Annotated in this window: 26 protein-coding genes; 5 read left to right on the top strand and 21 right to left on the bottom strand. The window is 61.6% G+C overall.

The features are described 5' to 3' along the window. Window positions 1-31: 31 nt before the first annotated feature. The 20 genes from AC54AG_RS22255 to AC54AG_RS22160 form a co-directional block, all read right to left on the bottom strand. Window positions 32-421 (bottom strand): RNA-binding S4 domain-containing protein, encoded by a 390-nt coding sequence (locus AC54AG_RS22255; RefSeq protein WP_070305356.1) that lies wholly within the window; start codon window positions 419-421, stop codon window positions 32-34. Beyond that, the gene (gene clsB, locus AC54AG_RS22250) at window positions 418-1,581 is read right to left on the bottom strand and encodes a cardiolipin synthase ClsB (protein WP_034753382.1); all 1,164 of its coding nucleotides are present in this window, start codon (window positions 1,579-1,581) and stop codon (window positions 418-420) included. The genes AC54AG_RS22255 and clsB overlap by 4 nt, the downstream gene beginning before the upstream one ends. Window positions 1,582-1,590: 9 nt before the next feature. Further along, a complete protein-coding gene (locus AC54AG_RS22245; RefSeq protein WP_034753381.1) occupies window positions 1,591-2,412 on the bottom strand; it encodes an endonuclease/exonuclease/phosphatase family protein in 822 nt (273 codons plus the stop codon). 70 nt (window positions 2,413-2,482) lie between these two features. Further along, on the bottom strand, window positions 2,483-2,749 hold the full coding sequence (locus AC54AG_RS22240) for a hypothetical protein (protein ID WP_070305354.1): 267 nt from the start codon (window positions 2,747-2,749) through the stop codon (window positions 2,483-2,485). Between the two features lie 109 nt (window positions 2,750-2,858). Next, entirely contained in the window at window positions 2,859-3,152 is a 294-nt protein-coding gene (locus tag AC54AG_RS22235) for a hypothetical protein (RefSeq protein ID WP_072457749.1), read from the bottom strand. A 19-nt stretch (window positions 3,153-3,171) separates the two neighbouring features. Then, the gene (gene nudB, locus AC54AG_RS22230; RefSeq protein WP_496631592.1) at window positions 3,172-3,636 is read right to left on the bottom strand and encodes a dihydroneopterin triphosphate diphosphatase; all 465 of its coding nucleotides are present in this window, start codon (window positions 3,634-3,636) and stop codon (window positions 3,172-3,174) included. An 84-nt stretch (window positions 3,637-3,720) separates the two neighbouring features. After that, the gene (aspS, locus tag AC54AG_RS22225; protein ID WP_035824170.1) at window positions 3,721-5,517 is read right to left on the bottom strand and encodes an aspartate--tRNA ligase; all 1,797 of its coding nucleotides are present in this window, start codon (window positions 5,515-5,517) and stop codon (window positions 3,721-3,723) included. 69 nt (window positions 5,518-5,586) lie between these two features. After that, window positions 5,587-6,228: a DUF502 domain-containing protein gene (locus tag AC54AG_RS22220; RefSeq protein WP_034753372.1), complete on the bottom strand. Its 642-nt coding sequence runs from the start codon at window positions 6,226-6,228 to the stop codon at window positions 5,587-5,589. 39 nt (window positions 6,229-6,267) lie between these two features. Then, on the bottom strand, window positions 6,268-6,576 hold the full coding sequence (locus AC54AG_RS22215) for an FmdB family zinc ribbon protein (RefSeq protein WP_496631591.1): 309 nt from the start codon (window positions 6,574-6,576) through the stop codon (window positions 6,268-6,270). A 79-nt stretch (window positions 6,577-6,655) separates the two neighbouring features. After that, window positions 6,656-7,258, bottom strand: coding sequence for a methyltransferase (locus AC54AG_RS22210; RefSeq protein WP_496631590.1), 603 nt, complete (start codon window positions 7,256-7,258; stop codon window positions 6,656-6,658). A gap of 18 nt (window positions 7,259-7,276) precedes the next feature. Then, a complete protein-coding gene (gene ubiB / locus AC54AG_RS22205; RefSeq protein WP_034753364.1) occupies window positions 7,277-8,848 on the bottom strand; it encodes a ubiquinone biosynthesis regulatory protein kinase UbiB in 1,572 nt (523 codons plus the stop codon). Beyond that, the gene (locus AC54AG_RS22200) at window positions 8,845-9,483 is read right to left on the bottom strand and encodes a ubiquinone biosynthesis accessory factor UbiJ (RefSeq protein WP_070305555.1); all 639 of its coding nucleotides are present in this window, start codon (window positions 9,481-9,483) and stop codon (window positions 8,845-8,847) included. Before AC54AG_RS22200 ends, ubiB begins: the two co-directional genes overlap by 4 nt. Before the next feature lie 147 nt (window positions 9,484-9,630). Continuing rightward, window positions 9,631-10,578 (bottom strand): Tim44 domain-containing protein, encoded by a 948-nt coding sequence (locus AC54AG_RS22195; protein ID WP_496631589.1) that lies wholly within the window; start codon window positions 10,576-10,578, stop codon window positions 9,631-9,633. Window positions 10,579-10,609: 31 nt separating this feature from the next. After that, window positions 10,610-11,344, bottom strand: a complete 735-nt coding sequence (ubiE, locus tag AC54AG_RS22190) for a bifunctional demethylmenaquinone methyltransferase/2-methoxy-6-polyprenyl-1,4-benzoquinol methylase UbiE (protein ID WP_034778407.1) — start codon at window positions 11,342-11,344, stop codon at window positions 10,610-10,612. A gap of 29 nt (window positions 11,345-11,373) precedes the next feature. Then, a complete protein-coding gene (locus tag AC54AG_RS22185; RefSeq protein ID WP_496631588.1) occupies window positions 11,374-12,615 on the bottom strand; it encodes an RNA polymerase sigma factor in 1,242 nt (413 codons plus the stop codon). Between the two features lie 2 nt (window positions 12,616-12,617). Beyond that, complete coding sequence (locus AC54AG_RS22180) at window positions 12,618-12,962, bottom strand: YciI family protein (protein WP_402720048.1); 345 nt, start codon at window positions 12,960-12,962, stop codon at window positions 12,618-12,620. Between the two features lie 98 nt (window positions 12,963-13,060). Next, entirely contained in the window at window positions 13,061-13,513 is a 453-nt protein-coding gene (locus AC54AG_RS22175; protein WP_230516735.1) for a gamma-butyrobetaine hydroxylase family protein, read from the bottom strand. Between the two features lie 9 nt (window positions 13,514-13,522). Continuing rightward, entirely contained in the window at window positions 13,523-13,966 is a 444-nt protein-coding gene (locus AC54AG_RS22170; protein WP_496631587.1) for an HIT family protein, read from the bottom strand. After that, window positions 13,963-18,003 (bottom strand): DUF3683 domain-containing protein, encoded by a 4,041-nt coding sequence (locus AC54AG_RS22165; RefSeq protein WP_496631586.1) that lies wholly within the window; start codon window positions 18,001-18,003, stop codon window positions 13,963-13,965. Before AC54AG_RS22165 ends, AC54AG_RS22170 begins: the two co-directional genes overlap by 4 nt. A gap of 258 nt (window positions 18,004-18,261) precedes the next feature. Next, window positions 18,262-18,753 carry a YqaA family protein gene (locus AC54AG_RS22160; protein WP_034753347.1) on the bottom strand — a complete coding sequence of 164 codons (492 nt, stop codon included), beginning with the start codon at window positions 18,751-18,753 and terminating at the stop codon, window positions 18,262-18,264. A 201-nt stretch (window positions 18,754-18,954) separates the two neighbouring features. On the opposite strand from AC54AG_RS22160, the gene ilvA reads away from it, so the two are divergent. The 5 genes from ilvA to rapZ all read left to right on the top strand — a co-directional run bounded on the left by ilvA (window position 18,955) and on the right by rapZ (window position 24,336). Further along, on the top strand, window positions 18,955-20,490 hold the full coding sequence (gene ilvA, locus AC54AG_RS22155) for a threonine ammonia-lyase, biosynthetic (protein ID WP_034753344.1): 1,536 nt from the start codon (window positions 18,955-18,957) through the stop codon (window positions 20,488-20,490). Window positions 20,491-20,570: 80 nt separating this feature from the next. Further along, window positions 20,571-21,413 carry an NADPH-dependent 7-cyano-7-deazaguanine reductase QueF gene (queF, locus tag AC54AG_RS22150; RefSeq protein WP_072457768.1) on the top strand — a complete coding sequence of 281 codons (843 nt, stop codon included), beginning with the start codon at window positions 20,571-20,573 and terminating at the stop codon, window positions 21,411-21,413. A 333-nt stretch (window positions 21,414-21,746) separates the two neighbouring features. After that, the gene (locus tag AC54AG_RS22145) at window positions 21,747-22,229 is read left to right on the top strand and encodes a PTS sugar transporter subunit IIA (protein ID WP_034753339.1); all 483 of its coding nucleotides are present in this window, start codon (window positions 21,747-21,749) and stop codon (window positions 22,227-22,229) included. Between the two features lie 36 nt (window positions 22,230-22,265). Next, complete coding sequence (hprK, locus tag AC54AG_RS22140) at window positions 22,266-23,201, top strand: HPr(Ser) kinase/phosphatase (RefSeq protein ID WP_034753337.1); 936 nt, start codon at window positions 22,266-22,268, stop codon at window positions 23,199-23,201. A gap of 271 nt (window positions 23,202-23,472) precedes the next feature. Further along, a complete protein-coding gene (gene rapZ / locus AC54AG_RS22135; protein WP_034753336.1) occupies window positions 23,473-24,336 on the top strand; it encodes an RNase adapter RapZ in 864 nt (287 codons plus the stop codon). On the opposite strand, the gene AC54AG_RS22130 is transcribed toward rapZ, so the two are convergent. Continuing rightward, window positions 24,337-25,422: an enoyl-CoA hydratase/isomerase family protein gene (locus tag AC54AG_RS22130; protein WP_496631585.1), complete on the bottom strand. Its 1,086-nt coding sequence runs from the start codon at window positions 25,420-25,422 to the stop codon at window positions 24,337-24,339. Window positions 25,423-25,520 lie beyond the last annotated feature (98 nt).

Below are 25,520 nucleotides of genomic sequence, written 5' to 3'. Positions count from 1 at the left end.
CGCGCCCCTGCCGCCTGAGTGCCAGCGTGCCTCAGTCGAGGCCGCCTGCCTTGTTCAGTTGACGGCGGTCGCGCTTGGTCGGCCGCCCCTTGATGGTGGTGCCAGGCTCGCGGAACAGCTTGCGCTCCTCAGCCAGCTGCTCGCGGCGGGCGATGCTGGCCGGCGTTTCGCCATACAGCAAGCGCGCCACGGGCGCCGCGCCGCGCTTGTCGGACAGGCCCAGCACGGCCACTTCCCATGTCTCCGCGCCATTGTCGATGGCCAGCTCGTCGCCCACGCGCACGCTGCGCGCCGGTTTCACGCGCTCGCCGCCCACTTTGACCTTGCCCGTGTCGACAGCTTCGCTGGCCAGCGAGCGCGTCTTGAAGAAGCGCGCCGCCCACAGCCATTTGTCCAGCCTTACCGTTGTCATCTCGTTCATGCGTACTTGCCTACTGAAAAAATGCGCATCACCAGCCGGTACGCGAGGAACGCGGCTTCGTAGCCGATGCGCCGGAAGCGGCCGATGTGCTTGAAATCGTCCTGGTGAATGACGATGCCGTCGGCCACGCCCTGCTCGATATGCTGGCGCAAGCTTTGCGCGAAGGCCACGTCCTTGATCACCACGTTCGCCTCTTGGTTCAGGAACAGGCTCAGCGCGTCAATATTGCTGGAGCCCACCGTCGCCCAGTCGTCGTCGACGACGGCCACCTTGGCGTGCAGCTGCGTCTTGCGGTATTCGACGATTTTCACACCGGCGGCCAGCAGTTTCGGATAAAACGAGTGCGCCACGGCATCTTGCATACGGAACTCGCCCACGCCGATCAGCAGCACCACGTCGACGCCCCGCTGGGCCGCCTGGGCCAGCGCGTGGCGCAGCTTGTGTCCGGGTGCGAAATACGGGTTGGCCAGCATCACGCTTTTGCGCGCCTGGCCCAGCGCCTGCAGGTAGGCGCGCTGGATGGTGCGGCGGTTGCGCAGGTTGTCGCGCACGACAAAGCCGGCCACGACGGGATTTTTCGCCAGCTCCTTGCTGACGACGCGCATCTTGCGGTACAGCTTGATACGCCGCACCAGATTCATCTTGCCCAATCGCGCCCACTGCGCCTGCACCTCTTCGTGGATGGCGTCGACCAGCGGCCCCTTCACCTGCACGGCAAAATCCCAGCGCGGCGCTTCCAGGCTGATGTTGTGATCGTAGTCGCAAAACATGTCGTCGTTGATATTGATGCCGCCCACCAGCGCGATTTCGCCATCAGCCACGCAGATCTTGCGGTGCGTGCGCGTGATGCCGCGCCGGAACCACGGGTTGAAGATGCGGTGGTGCACGCCAGCCGCCTCCAGCTGCGCATGCATGGCGTTGACCCGGCGGTTGCCCGTGCCGAACCAGTCCGTGATCATGCACACGAGCACGCCGCGCGCGGCGGCACGCTTGAGCGCGTCGAGCACCAGGGTGCCCGTGGCGTCGTCGGCAAAGATATACGTTTCGAAATAGACTTCCGAGCGCGCACCGTCGATGGCCGCAATCAAGGCAGGGAAGTAATCGGTGCCGCAATACAGCAGCTTGATGTCGTTGTGGGCGATGAAATTGACTGTACGCATGCCGGCAGTCTACGCGAGTTTCAAAGCAGCAACGATCGGCGCGTGGTCCGACAGTTTTGCCCACAAGGTGCCATGCATCACTTGCGCGCCCTCCACGTGGAAACCGCGCACATAGATGCGGTCCAGGCGGAACCAGGGCAAGGCGGCGGGAAAGGTGCGCGCCGGCACGGGGATCGGCGTTTTCGTCTGGCGCCGCGCCAGGGTGCGCACCAGGTCGCCCAAGGCCGAGTTCGACGCGCGCTGGTCGAATACCTCGACCACGCCCAGCGCATTGCGCAGCTTGTCGCTGAGCGTGTTGCGCCAGTCGTTGAAATCGCCGGCAATGATGACGGGCTCGCCATCGGGCGCCGATTCCATCACGGCGTCGATCAGCGCCTGCGTCTGGCGGCCCCGTCCCGACTCGAACAGGCCCAGGTGGACGACATAGCAGTGCACGTCGGCCTGCGGCGTCTTCAGCACACAATGCAGGATGCCGCGCTGCTCGTAGGCATGGTCGGAGACGTCGTGGTTGGTTTGCGAGGCGATGGGAAACTTGCTGAGCAAGGCGTTGCCATGGTGGCCGTGATCGTACACGGCATTCATGCCATACGCGGAATGGTGCTCGGCGCCGGCAAAGAACTCATGCTGCGACGCTTCCGGCCAATGCTTGTGGCCGTTTTTCTCGGCGCCATAGCGGGCCGCATTGCGGTCGTGCTTGCCTTGCACTTCCTGCAAAAAGACGACATCGGCATGAAACAGGGCGATCGCCTGTTTTAAAGCATGTACGCGGGGCAAGCCTCGCACGGAGGAGACACCCTTGTGAATATTATAAGTTGCTACGCGGATTTTCATGCATTGATTCTACTCCCAGACGGGCCCCGCGCGGCGCCAGCGTAGGTGCGCGTGCGCACCTACGGCAGCTTTATTTACCTGCAGCCGACAGCAGCAGACTACTAGCGGCACTGATGCTGCCGACAATGGCACCTGTCACCCACAAACCCTTTATCAGGCTGGGCGCGCTGCTCCAGCTGAACGGTCCGCGTCCGCCAGCGAAGAAACGCGGATGCAGCAAAAATCCCAGCATCAACAAGGGCAAGCCCGCTTGCGGAAAACTGGCATGCGGCTGCTCCGGGAAACAGACGGCATACAGGCTGCCCAACACCCAGGACAGGAATAGCACACTGATCATGCGCTGCCGTAAAGAAAGTTGAGACCAATTCAGCATGCCATCCTCTCGTCATCGCTGACGTTGTTATTCATATCAAAATGTTGCCGGGTAATCGTTCGCTATCGGGTGTTCAGGCCAGCATGCGTCCCACGCCCGCCGTCACGCTGACGAGCAGCGCCGTGATGCCGGCCGCCCAGACGATCTTGACCAGCAACGGTGCACCGCGCCAGGCCACGGTGCGCTTGCCCTTGGCAAACGCGCCCGGGTGCAGCAGCCAGCCGATCGCCATCAGCGGCATGCCGATCGGTGGCGTACGGCCGGGCACGGTGGAACTGAACAGCAGGAAAATAAAGCACAGGCAAAAAACAATGCCCAGGGTGCCCAGCAGTTTTTGCTGCGCAGTCAAATGTAACCAGTTCAACATGGAATGCTTTCTAGGAAAATCAGGTGGGACGCGCCAGGCCCGTCATGGCCGGCAATTGCAGAATCGCTTCCGCGTTGGACGACGAGAAACAGCGGTCGGCCCCCGCCAAGTACGGCAGCCACGCATATTGCAAGTGTTCGCGCGGGCTCAGGGTGATGGCGATGTCGCGCGGCACTTGCACGCTGAACACGTGCTCCGTGTTGCGCGTCACGCCGGGCGCATAGCGGTGGCGCCAGATCGGATAGATCTCGTACACATTCGACAATTTCCAGTCGCGCAGCACGATATCGTGTCCATCGGCAACGATGCCGGTTTCCTCGAACAGTTCGCGCGCGGCCGTCTGCAGCAGCGGTTCGTCGACGGCATCGACGGAACCCGTCACCGATTGCCAGAAACCGGGCTGGCCCGCGCGTTCGATGAGCAAGACGTCAAGGTCAGCCGTATGAATGACGACCAGCACGGAAACAGGGATTTTATGAGTCATATCAACAATGAAAAAGGCGCCACGACAGCGCCTTTTTTTGCATAGTGGATCAAACAGCGGCCGCCGGGGCAGCCGCATGCTTCATTACACTACTTTTGGCTCGGCGCTGCGCAAACGGATGTGCAGTTCGCGCAGTTGCTTCTCGTCCACTTCCGACGGCGCATGGGTCAGCAAGTCTTGCGCACGCTGGGTTTTCGGGAAGGCGATCACGTCGCGGATCGATTCGGAACCCGTCATCATGGTCACGATACGGTCCAGGCCGAATGCCAGGCCGCCATGCGGTGGCGCGCCGTATTGCAGGGCGTCGAGCAGGAAGCCGAACTTCAGCTGCGCTTCTTCGGCATCGATCTTCAGTGCGCGGAACACTTTCGACTGCACTTCTTCGCGGTGGATACGGATCGAACCGCCGCCCAGTTCCCAGCCGTTCAAGACCATGTCGTAGGCCTTGGCGATGCAGGCGCCCGGATCGCTTTCCAGCATGTCTTCATGGCCGTCTTTTGGCGCCGTGAATGGATGGTGGGTAGCCGTCCAGCGGTCCGCTTCTTCGTCGTGCTCGAACATCGGGAAGTCGACTACCCACAATGGCTTCCACACGTCTTCGAACAGGCCGGCTTTCTTGCCGAATTCGCTGTGACCGATTTTCACGCGCAGCGCGCCGATGGCGTCGTTGACGACCTTGGCCTTGTCGGCGCCGAAGAAGATCAGGTCGCCGTCTTGCGCGCCCGTCTGCTCGAGGATCGTGGCCAGCACGTCGGCAGGCAGGAACTTGACGATCGGCGACTGCAAGCCTTCAGGACCCTTGGCTTTCTCGTTGACCTTGATGTAAGCGAGGCCCTTGGCGCCATAGATGGCGACGAACTGGGTGTAGGCGTCGATTTCCGAACGGGGCATGCTGCCGCCTTGCGGTACGCGCAGGGCAACCACGCGGCCACCTTTCATGTTGGCGGCGCCGTTGAAGACCTTGAATTCGACCGACTTCATGACTTCCGTCAAGTCCGTGAAGGCCAGCTTGACGCGCATGTCCGGCTTGTCGGAACCGTACAGGCCCATCGCTTCGGCGAAATCCATCACCGGGAACGGGTTCGGCAGGTCGATGTCCAGGGTGTTCTTGAAGACGACGCGGATCATGTCTTCGAACAGGTCGCGGATTTCCTGTTCCGTCAGGAACGAGGTTTCGCAATCGATCTGCGTGAATTCAGGCTGGCGGTCAGCGCGCAAGTCTTCGTCGCGGAAGCACTTGGTGATCTGGTAGTAACGGTCGAAGTTAGCGACCATCAACAGTTGCTTGAACAACTGTGGCGATTGCGGCAAGGCGAAGAAGCTGCCCGCGTTCACGCGCGACGGCACCAGGTAATCGCGCGCGCCTTCTGGCGTCGACTTGGTCAGCATCGGCGTTTCGATGTCGATGAAGCCCAGCGCGTCGAGGTACTTGCGCACTTCCATCGTCACCTTGTAGCGCAGGCGCAGGTTGTTCTGCATTTGCGGGCGGCGCAGGTCCAGCACGCGGTGCGTCAGACGCGTCGTTTCCGACAGGTTGTCGTCGTCCAGCTGGAACGGCACAGGCACGGAAGGGTTCAGCACTTCCAGCTCCGAGCAGACCACTTCGATCTTGCCGGACTTCAGGTTGTTGTTGATCGTGCCTTCGATACGGTTGGTCACGACGCCCGTCACGCGCAGGCAGAATTCGTTGCGCACGGCTTCGGCGACCTTGAACATTTCCGCTTGTTCCGGGTTGCAGACGATTTGCACCAGGCCTTCACGGTCGCGCAAGTCGATGAAAATCAGGCTGCCGTGGTCGCGGCGGCGATGTACCCAGCCGCACAGGCTGACGGTTTGTCCCAGCATGGCTTCGGTAACGAGGCCGCAGTATTCAGTACGCATAGACATAAAATTCTCAGTTCAGGTTAGTGAGTGTTCAATCCGGCCACGTCCCGCATGGGACGCCTGCCTTTATTCTTTGGCTGCCGGGGCCGGTACAGCAACAACTTCCGCAGGCGCCACCACGCCCATCGAGACGATATATTTGAGCGCCGCATCGACGCTCATGTCGAGTTCGACGACATCGCTGCGCTTCATCATCAGGAAAAAGCCCGATGTCGGGTTCGGCGTCGTCGGCACATACACGCTGACAAAGTCGCCCACCAGGTGGTTCGCCGCATCGCCGCCCGGCACGCCCGTCAGGAAAGCGATGGTCCAGGAGTTCTGGTGCGGATACGGCACCAGCACGGCCTTGCGGAACGCATTGCCCGATGGGGAAAACAGGGTATCCGACACTTGCTTGACGCTCGAATACAGGGAGTTGACGATGGGTATGCGTTGCAGCAATTTTTCCCACAGCTTCACCACGTAATTGCCGACCAGGTTATTCGTCAGCAAGCCCGTGAAGAACACGATCAGTACCGTCAATACCGTGCCCAGGCCGGGAATGGTGCTCAGCGCGGGAACCTTGTGGCCGAACCAGACGCTGGGCTGCGTACTGCCGGGCACCAGCAACAGCGACTGGTCCATCGTGCTGATCACCAGATTCAGGACCCAGGCCGTAATGGCCAGGGGCACCAAAATCAGTAATCCGGTAATAAAGTATTTACGCATCAGTTTCTCGGTAATGGATCGTATCGGCGCGGCGCGCTCTCAGTCCGCTTTCGGCGCGGTTGCAGCCGGGGCGGGCACAGGTGCGGCAGCAGGCGCGCTCTCGGCGGCCGGGGCAGGCTTGGCGTTATCAGCCGGGCCCGTCGGAATGGCCGTGGTGGGCGCCGTGCCGCCGCGGAAATCGGTCGCGTACCAGCCAGTGCCCTTCAATTGGAAACCGGCGGCCGTCAATTGTTTCTTGAAACTGGGCTTGCCGCACGACAGGCACACCGTCAGTACTGGATCGGAGATCTTTTGCAAGACATCCTTGGCAAAACCACACTCGTCACAACGGTAAGCGTAAATCGGCATCTCTACTCCGAGAAAATCATCAAAAACCCTGAATTATAAAGCTTTTCCTTTGCCCTCAACGGAAATTGACCGGTCCGCCTCAGTCCGCCCGGCGGCGCCAGCTCATCCAGCGCTCCTTGCCGGCGAAGACGGCGATGGAATCGTCGACGGCTTCATCGGCCAGGCAGTCGAAATGCGGGGCCAGCAATTCCTGCAGTTTCTCCCGTGAAATACCAAATGGCGGTCCCTTGGCATTGTCGTCAAAGAAAAAGTAACCGGCCAGCATGGCGCCCGGCGCCAGCAGTTGCGCCCAGCGGGCCGCCACTTGCGGCCACATGGCGCGCGGCATGGCGCACAAAAAAGCCCGCTCATAGATCAGGTCCAGCGGCGCGACAGGTTCCCAGGCAAAGAAATCGGCTTCCACCACCTGCCCTGCCCGCTCGCCGACGACGGCGCGCGCGGCAGCCACGGCGGCTGGCGAAAAGTCGATGGCCGTGGCATCCCAGCCGTGATCGAGCATGAAGACCAGCTCATAGGCCGAGCCGCAGCCGGGGATCAGGCAGCACAGCGGCGCCGGGCTGCCGGCGACGAAGCTGCGCAGGCGCGTGGGCACGCCGCCGTGGTCCCAGGGCGTGAATTGCTTTTCGAAACGCTCGTCCCAGAAGGCGGGCGAGAGCGGATCGCGGGTATTGAAGTCAGCCATCACTTACGTCCTCAGCCTTTAAAACGGCAGTTGATGCCAGCGCATGAACACTTGCAAGCCCAGCGCGCCGAGGGCGAAGGCGCCCACGAAATACACGATAAAGCTCAGCAAGCGGTTCGTCTGGCGTTGTTCTGCAAGCAAGGTTTTCATCAGTTCCACATCGTTTTCGCGCGGCTCGCCATGCACGGTCAAAGCCTGGTGCAGCAAGCGTGGCAGTTGCGGGAAGATATGCGCATAACGGGGCGCTTCGGCACGCAGGCGCTCCATGAAGCCTTGCGGCCCCACCTGGTTGCTCATCCATTTTTCCAGGTAGGGCTTGGCCGTTTGCCACAGATCCAGTTCCGGGTCCAGCTGGCGGCCCAGGCCTTCGATATTGAGCAGGGTCTTTTGCAGCAGCACCAGTTGCGGCTGCACTTCCACGTTGAAGCGGCGCGAGGTCTGGAACAGGCGCAGCAAGACTTGCCCAAAAGAAATATCTTTCAGCGGACGGTCGAAGATCGGCTCGCAGCAGGCGCGCACGGCCGCTTCCAGCTCATCGACGCGCGTGTCTTTCGGCGCCCAGCCCGATTCGATGTGCGCCTCGGCCACGCGCTTGTAGTCGCGGCGGAAGAAGGCAAGGAAGTTTTGCGACAAATAATCCTTGTCGTAGTCGTTCAAGGTACCGACGATGCCGAAATCGAGCGCGATGTAGCGGCCGAACGATTCCGGCGCGATCGACACGAGAATATTGCCCGGGTGCATGTCCGCATGGAAAAAGCCGTCGCGGAATACTTGCGTGAAGAAAATCTCTACGCCATCGCTGGACAGTTTGCGCAAATCCACACCGGCCGCCACCAGGCGCTCCGTCTGCGACACGGGAATGCCGACCATGCGCTCCATGACGATGACGCTGCTGGAACAGTAATCCCAGTGCATTTCCGGCACCAGCAGCAAGTCCGAGTTGGCGAAATTGCGGCGCAGTTGGCTGGCGTTGGCCGCCTCGCGCATCAGGTCCAGCTCGTCGTGCAGGTATTTGTCGAACTCGCCCACCACCTCTTTCGGTTTCAAGCGCTTGCTGTCGGCCCACAGGCGGCTGGTCCAGTCGGCGGCGATGTGCATCAGGGCAACGTCTTCGTCGATCAGCTTTTTCATGCCTGGACGCAAGACCTTCACGGCCACTTCACGGCCATCTTTCAAAGTGGCGAAGTGCACCTGGGCAATCGAGGCGGACGCCACCGGCTCGCGCTCGAAGCGGGCAAACAACTGATCCGGGTGGGCGCCCAGCGACTTCGTGATTTGCGCGATGGCCAGGTCGGAATCGAAAGGCGGCACGCGGTCTTGCAGGCGCGCCAGTTCTTCGGCGATGTCAAGCGGCATCAGGTCGCGCCGGGTCGACAGCACTTGGCCGAATTTGACGAAAATCGGGCCCAGCTCTTCCAGTGCCAGGCGCAGGCGCAAGCCCCGTGGCGATGACAGGTCGCGCCAGAAAATCAGGGTGTCGATCAATTTGGCGGTGCGGGGAACTTGCAGACCAGAAATCGCTATCTCATCCAGACCGTACTTGATGGAAACACGGATGATTTTAAACAGGCGCAGGAATTTCAATATCATGTAGACAAATCCGGTGAGGAAGACTGCGGCTGGACGGCGGCGGCCGCCTTTTCCAGCCGGGCAAGGCGCTTGGCCAGGCGTTCGACGTCATCGCGCACGCGCGTCACGCCAGCGGAATACTCTTGCAGGGTAGAAGGACGGATCAGCATGGGCTGTTCGTCGAGAAAATATTCGGCCACGTTTTCCGCCAGCTTTTGCTGGCCCGTGCGCACAAAGGCGGCCGCATCCTTCGCGCCGGCAACGAGGCGCGTGGCCAGCATGGGGCCGACGACCTTTTCCAGGTCGTGCTCGGCCTCCCAGCGCAAGCCCTTGCTCAATTGCGAAATCGCATTGGCAAACTCGGCATCGCCTTCGATCTTGACGTAGGAAAACGCCCGCTCGCGGTTTTGCAGGATCAGCGGCACGTCGGACAATTTTACGCGGATGGTGACGTTGGCCGGCATGTCGGCCGGCGCCGCTTCCAGCATGCCGGCGCTGTCGACACGCAGGCGCAGGGCCACGGCGCCCGTGTCGATGCAGGCCAGCTTGCCGGCGTGCACGGCCAGCTGCTGGCGCGCCCACGGCTCTTGCGCCAGCAAGTGGTTAATAGTCGCGATGACGGGCGTCATCAGGGAAAGGTCGGAAAGTGGTGCCATCATGTTGCGCGCTTCGCGCCCCCAAAAAGAAAAAACCGCCCGTAAAACAACGTGGGCGGTTTCGATCTTACCAGTTCAGCAGGAAATATCTGTTAAGCATCATGCATTCCGCATGGACTTAAGCCATTATTCAGCAAGTTTTTACAATTAATTCAATTGCTGGATGCCTGCCAGGACCCAGCCGCTATTGCCGCTGACGGATTTCGACATATTCCACACTTCCGCGAACGGTTCCGCCGCGGCGCCCGGCGCCGAACGGATCAGGCCCACAAACTTCACGCTGGCCAGGTAATCGTTGACGCTCGTCTCGATGCCCAGCAGCTCGGCATCGATGGTGACGACATCGGTAAAGTCTGCCTGCGTGCCCCGCTCCTGGATTTGCATGCGCAGTTCCGCATACACTTCCGGCGACGTGAATTCGCGGATATCGTTGACGTCGGCCTTGTCCCAGGCCGCTTGCAGGCGAATGAAATTGCTTTTCGCGTGGCGCAGGAAGGCTTCCTTGTCGAAGTCGCTTGGCACGCCCCATGGCGCGGCAGCCGGCACCGGGACCGGCTTGTCCAGGCCGACGCCGGACGAGACGGGCTGCAGCGGCGGCAGCGGTGGAATGCGCGAACCGATGTCAGGCACGTTGCCCGCTGGCGCAGGCTGGTTGCCGAAGCCGGCGAACGGCGCATTGCCGCTGCTGTTGCCAGCACGCTTGCCGCGCACCATGCGATAGATGAAGAAGACCACGCCGGCCAGCAAAGCCACCATCAGCAAGGTGCTGATCATGCTGGCCAGGGCGCCGCCCAGGCCGAAATGCGACAGCAGCGCGCCCAGACCCAGACCCAGCAAGGCGCCGCCCAGCAAGCCCTTCCAGCGGCTCGGTGCCTTGGCGGCAGGTGCTGGCGCAGGAGCCGGCGCCGGTTGCGCCTGGCGTGGCGTGGCAGCCGGTGCCGGCGCTGGGGCCGGCGCGGGCGCCTGGCGGCTCACGCTTTGCGACTGACGGCCTATCGAACGGCCACCGCCCATGGGACGGGCCAGCGCCTCGCCCAGCATGGATACCGTGGTCGCGGCCAGCATCATGCCGACCATAAATTTCTTCAATTTCATTCCATCTCCTAAAATCACCAACGTTGATGCATTACATCTTGATACCGGTGTGCAAAGCGGCAATGCCTGCCGTCAAATTGTAGTACTGCACGCGTTCCAGGCCCGCCGTTTCCATCATGGTCTTCAGGGTTTCCTGGTCCGGGTGCATGCGGATCGATTCTGCCAGGTAGCGGTAGCTCTCCGCGTCGCCGGCGATTTTCTGCCCGAACCACGGCAAGACCGAGAACGAATACAGGTCGTACGGCTTTTGCAGGGGAGCGGCCACCTTGGAAAACTCCAGCACCAGCAGCTTGCCGCCCGGTTTCAGCACGCGGCGCATTTCTGCCAGCGCCACATCCTTGTGCGTCATGTTGCGCAGGCCAAAGGCCACGCTGACACGGTCGAAATAATTATCGGGGAATGGCAGTTTTTCCGCGTCACACAACATGGTGGGGGTGAGCAAGCCGCGATTCAAGAGGCGGTCGCGGCCCACGCGCAACATCGATTCATTGATATCGGTCAGCCAGACTTCGCCGGTAGGGCCCGCCTGCTTGGCAAACGCCTTCGACAGGTCGCCCGTGCCGCCGGCGATGTCGAGCACCTTGAAACCGGGGCGCACGCCCGCATTGGCAATGGTGAACGTCTTCCACAGACGGTGCAGCCCGCCCGACATCAAGTCGTTCATCACGTCGTATTTGGCAGCGACGGAATGGAACACCTTGGCGACTTCGCGCACTTTGTCGTCTTCTGCAACTGTTTTGTATCCGAAATGGGTCGTATTGGTCATGGTAGGCAGTCTGTTTGAACTTGGGAGCATTATACAAGCGGCAGGCGCATTTCCCCGTGACGCCGGAGAAGGTATTGCCTTTCCACTGCATTCGACGCCAGCATTGCCGCCCGGGCATACGCCGCCAGCGCCCCCTGCCGGTCGCCCTGGCGGCGCAGCAAGTCGGCCCGGGCCGCATGCAGATAATGCGATAGCGTCAGGCTGGGCACGGCTTCCAGGCGATCGAGCCACGCCAGGCCGCGTGCGGCGCCATGCGCCATGGCGCAGGCGATCACGGCATTTAGCAAGATCAAGGGTTCCGGCTTGTGCCGCAGCAAGGCGCCGTACAGGGCGCTGATCTGGCGCCAGTCCGTCTGGCTGGCCATGGGCGCTTTGGCGTGCAAGGCGGCAATCGCCGCCTGCCACTGATATGGCCCTGGCGCGCGCGCCGGCAAGACCAGTTCCAGCACGGCCAGTCCCTCGGCAATCAAGTCCCCCTGCCACAGGCGCCGGTCCTGCTCTTCCAGGGTCAGCAGATAGCCTTCAGGCGATAGCCGGGCCGGGCCGCGCGACGCCTGCAGCAGCATCAGGGCCAATAGCCCCTGCACTTCGGGCTGGCCCGGCTGCAGACTGTCGAGCAAGCGCCCCAGGCGCAGCGCCTCGGCGCACAGGTCCGCGCGCAGCAGGGTCTCGCCGCCGCTGGCGCAATAGCCTTCGCTGAACACCAGGTAAATCACGTGCAGCACCTGCGCCAGCCGTGGCTGCAATTCTTGTTCCGGCGGCAACTCGAAGGGGATGCGCGCTTCGGCGATCTTGCGCTTGGCGCGCAACAGCCGCTGCGACAGGGCCGCTTCCGCCACGCCGAAGGCCCGCGCGATCTCGCCCGTAGACAGGCCACACAAGGTGCGCAGGGCCAGCGCCACCTGCGCCTCGTGCGCCAGCGCGGGATGGCAGCAGATGAACAGCAGGCGCAGGCGATCGTCCTCGATGGGCGGCGCTTCCACCGCCACGGCCGCAGTCAGGCTGCCTAGCTGGGCCTCGGCATCGCTGACGCTCTTGCCCGCCCGGCGCACGTGATCGAGGCCCGCATTGCGCGCCACGGAACTGAGCCAGGCGGCGGGATTATCGGGGATGCCCGTGCGCGGCCACAGTTCCAGCGCCTTGCGGCACGCTTCCTGCAACACATCTTCCGCCAGGCCCAAGTCGCCGAAACGCCGCATCAGGCCGGCCAGCACCCTGCCCCTTTCCTGGCGAAAGACGTGCTCGACGGCCGCGATGGCGTCGCCGGCCATGCTCAAGCCGTCACGGGCCGCACTTCGATGGTGCCCAGGGAAGCGGCAGGGCAACGCCCGGCCCAGGCCAGCGCCTCGTCCAGGTTGGCGCAGGCTAGCAGATAGTAGCCGCCCAACTGCTCCTTGGTTTCCGCGAACGGCCCATCCGTGATGACGGGCTTGCCATTGCGCACCCGCACGCTGGTGGCGCTGGCCACGGGCGCCAGCTCGGCCCCGCCGCGCAACACGCCGGCCGCCTCCAGCGCCTGCGTATAGCTGGCAAAGTCGGCCATCAGGCTGGCCATCTGCTCGTCTGGCATGGCGGCATAGCGCGCCTCGTCGGCGTAGATCAGGATCAGGTATTCCATAGTGTCTTCTCCAAAAGAAAAATGCCCGCAAGCGCGGGCATTCATACGACGAACGGGGCGGCGGCAATCCGACAAGATTACCGCATTATTTTTTCAGCTTAATGCTTATGCCCGCAGCTCGGTCCGTGCACATGGCCGCCGGACGACTGCTTGACCGTCATGTCCGCCTTGGCGTCGCGGCCGCTGTCGCCGGGATAGCCGGCTGCCGCCAGCTGGTCCAGGTAGGCTTGCCACAGCTTGTCTTTTTCCGCGCCCAGCTTGTACAAGTATGCCCAGGTGTACAGGCCGGAATTGTGGCCATCGCTGAAGGTTGGTTGCACGGCGTAGTTGCCGACCGGCTCCAGGCCCGTGATGCCGACCAGGCGTTTGCCTAATTGCAAAGTTTCCTGGCCCTTGCCATGGCCCTGCACTTCGGCCGACGGCGAGTACACGCGCAGGTATTCGAACGGCAGCGCAAATTCGCTGCCATCGTCGAAAGCCACGTCGAGCACGCGCGACTGGTTGTGCACGGTCAAGCCGGTCGGTTGCGGTGTTGCTGCTTTTTCAGTCATGACGATACTTTATGCGGATAAACGTTGAATGATGGCGTCGCGCAAGGCCGGCAACAGGGCGCGGCGCGCGGCCAGCACCTCGGGTGCCGTCTCGCGCTGCACGACAGCCCAGCTCGGGTTCGGGAAATGCGCGTCGTCGCGGTAGCGGGGAATCACGTGCCAGTGCACGTGCGGCGTCATGTTGCCGAAACTGGCCACGTTGACCTTTTCCGGCTGCATCACTTCACGCACGGCCAGCTCGACTTGCCACACGACTTCCATGACGTAGTTGCGCTCGCCCGACGTCAAATCCGTCATTTCCTTGACGTGCTTGTTCCAGATCACGCGGCAAAAGCCGGGATAGGCGGCGTCATCGACGGCCACGACGGACAGGCGCTCGCTGCGCCACAGCAAGGCTTCACAGCCCTGCTTGTTGGCAAAGCCATCCAGCAATGTGCACAGATCGCAGGTCACACCAACACCCGTTCAATGCCGCCGTCATTGGCGCGTTTCACGTAATCCGGCATCCAGTTCTCTCCCAGCAAGTGTTTGGCGATCTCGACGACGATGTAGTCGGCCGTCGTGCCCGAATCGTCATTGTAGCGCGACAGGCCTTGCAGGCACGACGGGCAGCTGGTGAGGATTTTCACGTCGCCGGTAAAACCGTCGCCGCGCAGCTTGTCGGCGCCCTTGACCATCTCTTCTTCCTTGCGGAAACGCACTTGCGTGGAAATGTCAGGGCGTGTGACGGCCAGCGAACCCGATTCACCGCAGCAACGGTCATTCTTCTCGATCTTCACGTTATCTACCGTGCTGATCAGGGAGTTGATGGTCTTGCCCGATTCCTGCAGCTTCATCGGGTTATGGCATGGCTCGTGGTACATATAGCGGGTGCCGTTGACGCCTTCCAGCTTGACGTTTTTCTCCAGCAGATACTCATGGATATCCATGATGCGGCAGCCAGGGAAAATCTTCTCGAACTGGTACGTGGCCAGCTGGTCGTAGCACGTGCCGCACGAGACGAGCACCGTCTTGATGTCCAGGTAATTGAGCGTGTTGGCCATGCGGTGGAACAGGACGCGGTTGTCCGTCATCATCTTCTCGGCCTTGTCGAACTCGCCCGCGCCCCGCTGCGGATAACCGCAGCACAGGTAGCCCGGCGGCAAGACCGTCTGCACGCCCACTTCCCACAGCATCGCTTGCGTGGCCAGGCCCACTTGCGAGAACAGGCGCTCCGAACCGCAACCGGGGAAGTAGAACACGGCTTCCGTATCGGCCGTCGTCGTCTTCGGATTACGGATGATCGGGATGACCTTGTCGTCTTCGATGTCGAGCAGCGCGCGCGCCGATTTCTTCGGCAGGTTGCCCGGCATTTTCTTGTTGATGAAGTGGATCACCTGCGCCTTGACGGGCGGCTTGCCCGTCGATGGCGGCGGCGCCTTAGTTTGCTTCTTGGCAAACTTCTTCAGCAAATCGTGGCCCAGGCGCTGCGCCTTGTAACCCCAGCCGATCATGACCTTGCGCGTGGCATTGATGGTCACGGGATCGGTGGCGTTGAGGAACATCATCGTGGCCTTAGTGCCCGGATTGAAGCTCTTCTTGTCCATCTTGCGCAGCAAGTTGCGCATGTTCATCGACACGTCGCCAAAGTCGATGTTGACGGGGCAAGGCGTCACGCATTTATGGCAGACCGTGCAGTGGTCGGCCACGTCCTCGAACTCTTCCCAATGCTTGATGGAAATACCACGGCGCGTCTGCTCTTCGTACAGGAAGGCTTCGATCAGGGACGAGGTCGCCAAGATCTTGTCGCGTGGCGAGTACAGCAAGTTGGCGCGCGGCACGTGGGTCGAGCACACGGGTTTGCACTTGCCGCAACGCAAGCAATCCTTGACGCTATCGGCGATGGCGCCGATATCGCTTTGCTGCATGATCAAGGATTCATGGCCCATCAGGCCGAACGATGGCGTGTAGGCATTGCGCAAGTCGGCGCCCATGCCTGGCAGATTCAGCAGTTTGCCCTTGTTGAAACGGCCTTCCGGATCGATGCGCTGCTTGTAGCTGCGGAAGTCGCCGATTTCTTCTTCCGTCAAAAATTCCAGCTTGGTAATGCCGATACCGTGCTCGCCGGAAATGACGCCATTGAGCGAGCGGGCCAAAATCATGATGCGGCCCACGGCTTCGTGGGCGTCTTGCAGCATTTCGTAATTGTCCGAGTTGACGGGCAAGTTCGTGTGCACGTTGCCGTCGCCCGCATGCATGTGCAGCGCGACAAACACGCGGCTACGCAAGATGCGCGCGTGAATCGCGGTGGCCTCGTCGAGGATCAGTTTGAAGGCGGCGCCGTTGAAGATCTGGCGCAATTGGGCGCGGATTTCCTGCTTCCACGTGATGCGCACGGTGCGGTCCTGCACCACGTCGAACAATGTCGCGTTCGGCTGTGTTTCCAGGCGTGCTTCGAACACGGGCAGCAAGCGCTCCATGCCCAGTTCGGCCAATTCAGCCTTCGCGTCGACCAGCGGACGGTCGAGCTGGGCCAGCAGATAGATCCAGCGTGCCGTGACTTGCGCCAGCAACTGCTGCGCCTGCTCGGCGCGGTCGCCCAGCATTTCCGCATCATCGACGCGGTCGTCGGATGCATCGTCGCTCTTGCCGATTGGCAAGTTACCCTTGGCAAAGAACGCGCTCAGGGCGTCGGCCAGTTGCAGCTTGTTCTTGATCGACAGCTCGATATTGATGCGCTCGATGCCGTCCGTATATTCGCCCATGCGGTTCAGGGGAATCACGACGTCTTCATTGATCTTGAACGCATTGGTGTGCTTGGCGATCGCCGCCGTGCGGGCACGATCTAACCAGAATTTCTTGCGCGCTTCCGGGCTGACGGCCACAAAACCTTCGCCCACGCGGGTGTTGGCGATGCGCACCACTTCCGACGCCGCTTGTGCGACGGCGTTTTCATCGTCGCCGACGATGTCGCCAAACAGGGCCATCTTCGGCAGCACGCCCCGCTTCGACTTGGTGGCGTAGCCGACGGCGCGCAGGTAGCGCTCGTCCAGATGCTCCAGGCCCGCCAGGCGGATGCTCGTGTATTGCTCGCCCTTGGCCGGCAAGCCGTCCAGGTAATCCTTGATTTCCACGATCGACGGGATCGCGTCGCGCGCCTGGCCGAAGAATTCCAGGCAGACGGTACGGGCAAATTTCGGCATCTTGTGCAAGATCCAGCGCGCCGACGTGATCAAGCCATCGCAGCCCTCTTTCTGGATGCCCGGCAAGCCGGCGAGGAATTTATCGGTCACGTCCTTGCCCAGGCCCTCCTTGCGGAACTTGCGGCCAGGAATTTCCAAAATTTCCGTCTTGAACGGCGCGTTCGGTTTTGTCGCGTCGCGCGTGCTCGGGTGGCGCCACTCCAGTTGGAAGCGTGCCAGCGCGATATCGTGGATCTTGCCCAGGTTATGGTCGAGGCGGGTGACGTCAAGCCAGTCGCCGTTCGGGTCGACCATGCGCCACGAGGCCAGGTTGTCCAGCGCCGTGCCCCACAGCACGGCTTTCTTGCCGCCCGCATTCATGGCGACGTTGCCGCCGATGCAAGAGGCGTGGGCCGAGGTCGGATCGACGGCGAACACGAAACCGGCCTTTTCCGCCGCTTCCGACACTTTGTTCGTGATCACGCCCGCGCCCGAATTGATCGTCGCGTATTCGTGGCTCAATCCCGGCAAGACCGTCATTTCCACGGCGCCCAGGGTGATGAGTTTTTCCGTGTTGATGACGGCCGACATCGGCGTCAGGGGAATCGCGCCGCCCGTGTAACCGGTGCCGCCGCCACGCGGGATGATGGTCAGCCCCAGCTCGATACAGCCTTTGACGAGGCCCGCCATTTCCTCTTCCGTGTCGGGCGTGAGCACGACGAACGGGTATTCCACCCTCCAGTCGGTGGCGTCCGTCACGTGCGACACGCGCGTCATGCCGTCGAAGCGCACATTGTGTTTTTCCGTGTAGCGGCCCAGCACCTTGACGGTGCGCTTGCGCAAGTCGTAGGTCTTGCGGAATTCGTCGCCAAAGTCGGCCACGGCCTTGCTGGCCGCCTTCAGCAGCAGCTCCACGTTGGCGCTGCGCGCCTTGGCCACTTCCGGCGCTTCGCCAGCCGCCAGCGCGTCGCCGCCGGCCGCATCGATGGACAGGCGGCGCTTGTCGACTTCGGCCAGGCGGTGATGCAAGGCATCGATCAAGCCCTGGCGGCGCTTCGGATTGTCGAGCAAGTCATCCTGCAGGTAGGGATTGCGGCGCACGACCCAGATATCGCCCAGCACCTCGTACAGCATGCGGGCCGAACGGCCCGTCTGGCGGGCGCCGCGCAGCTCGTCGAGCAGGCGCCAGGAGTCCTCCCCCAACAGGCGTATGACGATCTCGCGATCGGAAAACGACGTGTAGTTATACGGGATTTCGCGCAGGCGGCTTGCTGCGGGACCATTCGGCGTTTCTGCCAGTAAAGCTTGGATTTGTGCGGGAGCGTTCATGGAGTGTGGTGACGATATAGACTGGACCCTAAAGGGCCATTTTATCTTATTGCGCCGCACCATGCGGGAACAGCCTTATGCCGCCCAAGGTTTAAGCGCCTCACCCACTACCATAGCAAATACGGAAAAGCCTTCTTTTGCGTGAATAAAAAACCAGTTTCCATGATTTTTTGACGCAAAAATGCCAAGAATCGGGCTCTATTACAAACTATCGACCTGCCCAAAAATGGGGCAAACTGGCGTTGCAGGCAGTCCCATTCAGGCCAGCATCTGGCCGATCCGGTGCCATACGCCATCGGGCACGTACAGCAGCAAGCCCGTCATGGTCAGGTAGCGCGCGCACTTGCCGACGGCCATGTAGGCAACGCTGGGCCAGAACGGCAGCTTGAGCCAGCCAGCCAAAGTGCACAGGGGGTCGCCCACGAGGGGCAGCCAGGCCAGCAGCATGGTCTTGGCGCCATAGCGGGCCAGCCAGCGGAACCAGCGCGTGTCGCGCTCCTTGGCGAACGCCTGCTTGGCCCGGTAGCCGAGCCAGTAGTCGACGATACCGCCCAGGGTATTGCCCAGGGTGGCCACGCCGATGGCGGCCCAGAACAGCGCGGGATTGGCCTTGATGACGGCAAACACGGCCGGCTCCGAGCCGAGCGGCAGCAAGGTGGCGGAAATAAAGCTGATCAGAAAGACCGATGTCAGCCCGACTTCCGGTGCTGCGATCAGCTGCAGCAGCCAGGCGATTGCGGATTCGATCATGGAACACTTCGCGATGCAGTAAGGCTCTCCATTATAATGAAGAGCAGCCTGGGCGCCGCACACATCGCGCCGGCCGGCAAAGGCATACCCGCCCGCAGTTCCACAGAGCATTATTGTCGCCAGGCTATCCGCCGCGGCGCCGCCGCTATCGACAGACACGCTCCAGACCCTTTCTGGCCCAGAATCACTTGCTTGCAGACTATGAACATCGACTACCTCAAGAAAATCCTGACCGCCCGCGTCTATGACGTCGCCACCGAAACGCCGCTGGAACTGGCCCCTGCCCTGTCGCAGCGCCTGAACAACCAGATTTACTTCAAGCGCGAAGACATGCAAAGCGTGTTCAGCTTCAAGATTCGTGGCGCCTACAACAAGATGTCCAAGCTCAGCGAAGCGGAACGCAAGCGCGGCGTGATTTGCGCCTCGGCCGGCAACCATGCCCAGGGCGTGGCCCTGTCCGCCGCACGCATGGGTTGCCGCGCCGTCATCGTCATGCCGACCACCACGCCGCTGGTGAAGGTCGAGGCGGTCAAAGGACGCGGCGGCGTGAACGTGGAAGTGGTGCTGCACGGCGAGTCCTACACGGATGCCTACAACCATGCGCTGACGCTGGAAAAGGAACAGAAGCTGACCTTCGTGCACCCGTTCGACGACCCGGACGTGATCGCCGGCCAGGGCACGATCGGCATGGAAATCCTGCGCCAGCACGCCGGCCCCATCCACGCCATCTTCGCCCCCATCGGCGGCGGCGGCTTGATCGCCGGCATTGCCGCCTACGTGAAACAGATTCGCCCCGACATCAAGATCATCGGCGTGCAAAGCGTCGATTCGAACGCCATGGCCCGCTCGCTCAAGGCCGGCGAACGCGTCACCCTGAACGACGTGGGCCTGTTTGCCGACGGCACGGCCGTGCGCCTGGCTGGCGAGGAAACCTTTCGTCTCGTGCAGGCGTATGTCGATGAAATCATCACGGTCGACACGGACGCCATCTGCGCCGCCATCAAGGATGTGTTTACGGATACGCGCAGCATTCTGGAGCCGTCCGGCGCGCTGGCCATCGCCGGCGCCAAAGCCTATGTGGAACGGGCCAGCCTGACCAAGCACCCCGTCAACAACGAAACCCTGGTCACCATCGCCAGCGGCGCGAACATGAATTTCGACCGGCTGCGTTTTGTGGCGGAACGGGCTGAACTGGGCGAATTCCGCGAAGCCGTGTTTGCCGTCACCATGCGCGAACAGCGGGGCAGCTTCAAGCGTTTCTGCTCGCTCATCGGCGCGCGCAACGTGACGGAATTCAATTACCGCATCAGCGATGAAAAAGCCGCGCACGTATTCGTCGGCATCCAAATTGCCGACCGGCATGAGTCGAGCGTGCTGGCGAAGACCTTCGAGGAACACGAATTCAAGACCCTGGACCTGACCCACGACGAACTGGCCAAGTCGCACATCCGCCACTTGGTGGGCGGCAAGAGCCGGCTGGCCCAGGACGAGCTGCTGTACCGCTTCGAATTCCCCGAGCGCCCCGGTGCACTGATGCGTTTCCTCGACAGCATGGCGCCGAACTGGAATATTTCCCTGTGCCATTACCGCAGCCAGGGCGGCGACGTGGGCCGCATCCTGATCGGCCTGCAAGTGCCGCCCGATGAGATGGGCGAATTTGCCCGCTTCCTCGATACCCTCGGGTACCGTTACTGGGATGAGAGCAGCAATCCTGTGTATAAACTGTTCCTCGGCTAAATGGCGGAATTCACCCCGGTATTTGTACTGGGGTGAAATAGGCTACCATGCGTCCTTGACTGAATTCACGCCACACGACCATGACCACCACCAACGATCTCGCCGAACAATCTCCCCTGGGCAAAAGCTCCGCCTACCGCACCGATTACGCGCCGGAATTGCTGTTTCCGATTCCGCGCCAGGGCAAGCGCGACGAGCTGGAACTGCGCGGCACTTTGCCCTTCTTCGGCCTCGATATCTGGAATGCGTATGAACTGTCGTGGCTGAACCAGCGCGGCAAGCCGCAGGTGGCCATCGCCAAGGTCAGCGCGCCGGCCGATTCGCCGAACATCATCGAATCGAAATCGTTCAAGCTGTACCTCAACTCGTTCAACCAGACCAAGCTGGACAACCCCGAAGCGCTGCTGGCCCTGCTCAAGCAGGATTTGTCGAACGGCTTCGGCGCGCCCGTGCAAGTGGAACTGACCTTGCAGGAAGATTTCGGCAAGCTGAAAATGGGCGAATTCGACGGCGTACTGCTCGACCGCCTCGACCTGGAAATCACGCAATACACGCCTTCGCCGCTGCTGCTGAAAGCCGCCCTGAATGAAGCGCCCGTGGAAGAAAAACTCGTCTCGCATTTGCTCAAATCAAATTGCCTGGTGACGGGTCAGCCAGACTGGGGCAGCGTGCAGATCGAATATGCGGGGCCGCAGATCGACCAGGAAAGCCTGTTGCGCTACCTGATCGGCTTCCGCGAGCACAATGAATTCCACGAGCAATGCGTGGAGCGCATCTTTGTCGATATCTTGCGTCAGTGCAAGCCGCAAAAACTGTCCGTGTATGCGCGCTATACGCGCCGCGGCGGCCTCGATATCAATCCATGGCGCAGCAATTTCAGCACGGGTACGATGCCGGGCAATCTGCGCAATGCGCGCCAGTAACACCAGACACCACCACGCAACCATGCCAGCAGGAATGTTGGCTGTGTTTTAAAACAACGTTGCAGTAGTGCCGCAGAGCATGTCACAGACGCTGAAAAATCGGAAAATCGGCATTCGGCGGCGGAAAAACCGGCGCGCGCCGTGTTTTTAATCAAGAAATAGCCGATACACGCCGATGTTATTTTTTTGCTAAAATGATGGCCACGTGGGCTGTAGCGCCCACTGCGCCCGCAGCGGGCGTATACTGTTGAGAATTGGCGTTACAGGCCGCCGAAACAGGCCTATAATTCGGCTCGCAAGCCCTCTGCGCATTGCACCATTTCATTGAGTGTCATGACTAATCTTAGCAAAATATTATCCCTCGAAAACGTCCTGCTGGACCTGGAAGTCTCCAGTAAAAAGCGCGCCTTCGAGCAAGCCGGCCTGATCTTCGAAAACAATTACGGCATCGCCCGCTCTACCGTTTCGGACAATCTGTTTGCCCGCGAACGCCTGGGCTCGACGGGTCTGGGCCATGGCGTGGCCGTGCCGCATGGCAGAGTCAAGGGCAGTAAAACCTTGAAATCGCCGCTGGGCGCCTTCGTGCGCCTGGCCGAGCCGATTCCCTTCGAATCGCCCGATGGCAAGCCCGTCAATCTGCTGTTTTTCCTGCTGATTCCTGATCATGTCACTCAGCAACATCTGGAAATCCTGTCGGAAATCGCCGAAATGTTTTCCGACGATGCCTTCCGTACGGCGCTGGCCACGGATCCGGAACCGAAATCCGTGCATTCGCGCATCGTCAATTGGCAACCCAGTCTGCAAGCGGCGGGTTAAACTTCAGGTATTCCTCCACTCCTGAAGAAGACTGCCATGTTGCAAACGCCGCTGACGATACAACGCCTGTACGACGATAATCGTGAAAGTCTGCAACTGGGCTGGTTCGCCGGCTTCCCCGGCGGCGAGCGCCTGATCTCGGGCGACGTCTCGTCGGCCGCCGACCAGGTCGGCCACTTGAACCTGATCCATCCGGGCCGCATCCAGGTCTTCGGCCACCAGGAAATCAATTACTACCAGCGCCTGAAGGTCAATACGCGTACCCACGTGATCGGCGAGCTGATCGCCGGCGGCCCGCCCGCGCTGATCATCGCGCAAGGGCTGGAAACGCCGCCCGACATCCTCGCCATTTGCGACGAGCAAAACATTCCCCTGTTCTCCACCCCGTTGCCGGCCGCGCAAGTGATCGACTTCCTGCGCGTCTACCTGTCCAAAAAACTGGCGCAGCGCATCATCATGCATGGCGTGTTCATGGACGTGCTGGGCGTGGGCGTGCTGATCACCGGCGATTCGGGCCTGGGCAAGAGCGAGCTGGGGCTGGAACTGATTTCGCGCAGCCACGGCCTGGTGGCCGACGACGCCGTCGAATTCTCGCGCATCGCGCCGAACATGATCGAAGGCCGCTGCCCGCCCCTGCTGCAAAACCTGCTGGAAGTGCGGGGCCTGGGCTTACTCGACATCAAGGCCATCTTTGGCGAAACGGCCGTGCGCCGCAAGATGCGCTTGAAACTGATCGTGCATCTCGTGCGCCGCAACGCGCTGGAAGAAGAAGTCGAGCGCCTGCCCTTCCTGTTCCCCACGGAAGACGTGCTGGGCCTGCCCGTGCGCAAGGTCGTCATCCCCGTCGCCGCCGGCCGCAACATCGCCGTGCTGCTGGAAGCGGCCGTACGCAATACCATTTTGCAACTGCGCGGCATCGATACCTTGCAGGAGTTCATGGAGCGGCAACGACTCGCCATGAGTGGCGATTAATGTTGCCAAGGAGTTCGCCCTTGCAAGGGCGAACCGTTACGCAGGCACGCAGCAGTGCTGCGCGAATCCCCTGCTGCACCAACGACTCGCCATGAGTGGCGATTAGCAACGTAGGTCGGATTAGCGGGGCCGCCGAGGCGGGGCAAGGCCCCGCGTAATCCGACAACATGGTTGACGTGTGCAGCAAAGAAATACCACAGTCTAAATTGCAATAATTTGTAAAGATAATTGCCTTGGAGCAGAGTGCCGATCTTTATTGTATGATCGGGCTATGCATATCGTCCTTATCACCGGAATATCCGGCTCCGGTAAATCCGTCGCGCTCAATGTGCTGGAAGATACCGGCTACTATTGTGTCGACAACCTGCCACCGGCCTTGCTGCCCAGCCTGGTGCAAACCCTGCTCGACGAAGGTACACCGCAACTGGCCGTCGCCGTCGATGCGCGCAGCGCCGAGTCGCTCGTCAGCCTGCCGCACAATGTGGCGCTGCTGCGCGACCAGGGACACGACGTCAAGGTCATGTTCCTGACGGCCACCACGCATTCGCTGGTGGCGCGCTTCTCGGAAACGCGGCGCAGCCATCCGCTGTCGCATGAATTGCGCCCGAACCAGAATCCGGCCAGCCGCCGCACCCTGATCGAGTGCATCTCGGAAGAGCGCGAACGCCTGTCGGCCATCGAACAGCTGGGCCACGTGATCGACACGTCCGAACTGAGCGCCAACAAATTGCGCGCCTGGATCAAGGATATGATCGCTTCCGAGCGCGCGCCGCTGACCCTGTTCTTCGAATCGTTCGCCTTCAAGCTGGGCGTGCCGCTGGACGCCGATTTCGTCTTCGACGTCCGGGCCTTGCCTAACCCGTATTACGACCTGGCGCTGCGCCCGCTCGATGGCCGCGACGCGCCCGTGATCGCCTTCCTCGACGCGCAGCCGAGCGCGCTGGAACTGCTGGCAGACATCCGCGCCTTCATCGAAAAATGGCTGCCGTCATTCAAGTCCGACAACCGCAGCTACCTGACGGTGGCCCTCGGTTGCACGGGTGGCCAGCACCGCTCCGTGTACATGGCGGAACGGCTGGCGCAATACTTCGGCCCGAATGAACGAGTGGTTCTGCGCCACCGCGAACGTAGCTAGTTAATTCAGGTGGCGCAGCGGATGCGCTGACGCCGGCCAGACCGGTGCGAAGAAGCGCGCCACCATGGCAGCGTCGACCTCGTCCAGGCTGGCAGGGCTCCAGCGCGGCGCATTGTCTTTGTCGACCACCAGTGCGCGCACGCCCTCGAGCACTTCGCCATGCTCGAAATTGTGGCGCACCACCGTGCGTTCCATGCGCAGGCAATCGGCCACGCCCAAGTGAGCCCCGCGCTGCAGCAATTCCAGAGTTACCGACATCATCAAAGGCGAGCGCAGGCGCATGGCCAACAGCGCCTTGCTGGCGAACGCGCTGTCGTCCTGCGCCAGCGAGGCCATGATGGCCGCTACGGAATCCGCACCGAAATGGCGGTCCAGCGCCGCGCGCGCCGCCGCCAGCGAGGAGACACCTGCCTGTGCCTGGAACGGCGCCGCCAGCGCCTTGATGGCCACCGGCAGGGCCTCGCCCGGCGTCGACTCGAACAGGGCCAGCAGCGCCCCCATTTGCGCCTCGGGCAGGTAGACATCGGCCAGGTCCGTGTACAGGGCGTCGGCCGCGCTGATCGTCAAGCCCGTCAAGCCCAGGTACAGGCCCAGCTGGCCGGCCAGGCGGGACAGGAAATAGCTGCCGCCCACATCGGGGAACAAGCCAATATTGACTTCAGGCATGGCCATGCGCGTGCGGCCCGTGACGATGCGCAAGCGGTTGCCGGGTCCGGCTTGCGCCACGCCCATGCCGCCGCCCATCACCACGCCATCCATCACGGCGATATACGGTTTCGGATAGAAATGGATCACATGATTTAACGCGTATTCTTCCGTAAAGAAATCTTCCAGCAAGGCGCTGCCGCCTTGCGGCGTGGCCAGGCCCGCATCGTAGAAGAAACGGATGTCGCCGCCGGCGCACAGTGCTTTCTCGCTGCTCGAGCGGATCACGACGGCGTCCACCTGCGGATCGTCGCGCCAGGCCAGCAGGGCCGCGCTCAGGGCGCGCACCATCTCCAGCGACAGGGAATTCAAGGCTTTCGGACGGTCGAGCACGATATGCCCCGTGCGGTTGCGGATGGAAGTCTGGACGAAGTCGCTCATGGCAGGCGTGAAAAAAGTAAAAGTACAAACATTTTAGCGCCTGCGCGGGGAAGATTGCGTTCAAAAGGTCCAGGCGCAAAAAAGGGCGCAATGTGCGC

This window comes from Janthinobacterium sp. BCJ23 (assembly GCF_059617945.1).
Note: the sequence above shows the minus strand (reverse complement) of the source record. Positions and strands in the feature narration are given on the sequence as shown.

Excerpts from the sequence above, each read along its gene's own strand:
- AC54AG_RS22255 (WP_070305356.1), bottom strand. The coding sequence starts at position 421 with ATGAACGAGATGACAACGGTAAGGCTGGACAAATGGCTGTGGGCGGCG.
- clsB (WP_034753382.1), bottom strand. The coding sequence starts at position 1,581 with ATGCGTACAGTCAATTTCATCGCCCACAACGACATCAAGCTGCTGTAT.
- AC54AG_RS22245 (WP_034753381.1), bottom strand. The coding sequence starts at position 2,412 with ATGAAAATCCGCGTAGCAACTTATAATATTCACAAGGGTGTCTCCTCC.
- AC54AG_RS22240 (WP_070305354.1), bottom strand. The coding sequence starts at position 2,749 with ATGATCAGTGTGCTATTCCTGTCCTGGGTGTTGGGCAGCCTGTATGCC.
- AC54AG_RS22235 (WP_072457749.1), bottom strand. The coding sequence starts at position 3,152 with ATGTTGAACTGGTTACATTTGACTGCGCAGCAAAAACTGCTGGGCACC.
- nudB (WP_496631592.1), bottom strand. The coding sequence starts at position 3,636 with ATGACTCATAAAATCCCTGTTTCCGTGCTGGTCGTCATTCATACGGCT.
- aspS (WP_035824170.1), bottom strand. The coding sequence starts at position 5,517 with ATGCGTACTGAATACTGCGGCCTCGTTACCGAAGCCATGCTGGGACAA.
- AC54AG_RS22220 (WP_034753372.1), bottom strand. The coding sequence starts at position 6,228 with ATGCGTAAATACTTTATTACCGGATTACTGATTTTGGTGCCCCTGGCC.
- AC54AG_RS22215 (WP_496631591.1), bottom strand. The coding sequence starts at position 6,576 with ATGCCGATTTACGCTTACCGTTGTGACGAGTGTGGTTTTGCCAAGGAT.
- AC54AG_RS22210 (WP_496631590.1), bottom strand. The coding sequence starts at position 7,258 with ATGGCTGACTTCAATACCCGCGATCCGCTCTCGCCCGCCTTCTGGGAC.
- ubiB (WP_034753364.1), bottom strand. The coding sequence starts at position 8,848 with ATGATATTGAAATTCCTGCGCCTGTTTAAAATCATCCGTGTTTCCATC.
- AC54AG_RS22200 (WP_070305555.1), bottom strand. The coding sequence starts at position 9,483 with ATGGCACCACTTTCCGACCTTTCCCTGATGACGCCCGTCATCGCGACT.
- AC54AG_RS22195 (WP_496631589.1), bottom strand. The coding sequence starts at position 10,578 with ATGAAATTGAAGAAATTTATGGTCGGCATGATGCTGGCCGCGACCACG.
- ubiE (WP_034778407.1), bottom strand. The coding sequence starts at position 11,344 with ATGACCAATACGACCCATTTCGGATACAAAACAGTTGCAGAAGACGAC.
- AC54AG_RS22185 (WP_496631588.1), bottom strand. The coding sequence starts at position 12,615 with ATGGCCGGCGACGCCATCGCGGCCGTCGAGCACGTCTTTCGCCAGGAA.
- AC54AG_RS22180 (WP_402720048.1), bottom strand. The coding sequence starts at position 12,962 with ATGGAATACCTGATCCTGATCTACGCCGACGAGGCGCGCTATGCCGCC.
- AC54AG_RS22175 (WP_230516735.1), bottom strand. The coding sequence starts at position 13,513 with ATGACTGAAAAAGCAGCAACACCGCAACCGACCGGCTTGACCGTGCAC.
- AC54AG_RS22165 (WP_496631586.1), bottom strand. The coding sequence starts at position 18,003 with ATGAACGCTCCCGCACAAATCCAAGCTTTACTGGCAGAAACGCCGAAT.
- AC54AG_RS22160 (WP_034753347.1), bottom strand. The coding sequence starts at position 18,753 with ATGATCGAATCCGCAATCGCCTGGCTGCTGCAGCTGATCGCAGCACCG.
- ilvA (WP_034753344.1), top strand. The coding sequence starts at position 18,955 with ATGAACATCGACTACCTCAAGAAAATCCTGACCGCCCGCGTCTATGAC.
- queF (WP_072457768.1), top strand. The coding sequence starts at position 20,571 with ATGACCACCACCAACGATCTCGCCGAACAATCTCCCCTGGGCAAAAGC.
- AC54AG_RS22145 (WP_034753339.1), top strand. The coding sequence starts at position 21,747 with ATGACTAATCTTAGCAAAATATTATCCCTCGAAAACGTCCTGCTGGAC.
- hprK (WP_034753337.1), top strand. The coding sequence starts at position 22,266 with ATGTTGCAAACGCCGCTGACGATACAACGCCTGTACGACGATAATCGT.
- rapZ (WP_034753336.1), top strand. The coding sequence starts at position 23,473 with ATGCATATCGTCCTTATCACCGGAATATCCGGCTCCGGTAAATCCGTC.
- AC54AG_RS22130 (WP_496631585.1), bottom strand. The coding sequence starts at position 25,422 with ATGAGCGACTTCGTCCAGACTTCCATCCGCAACCGCACGGGGCATATC.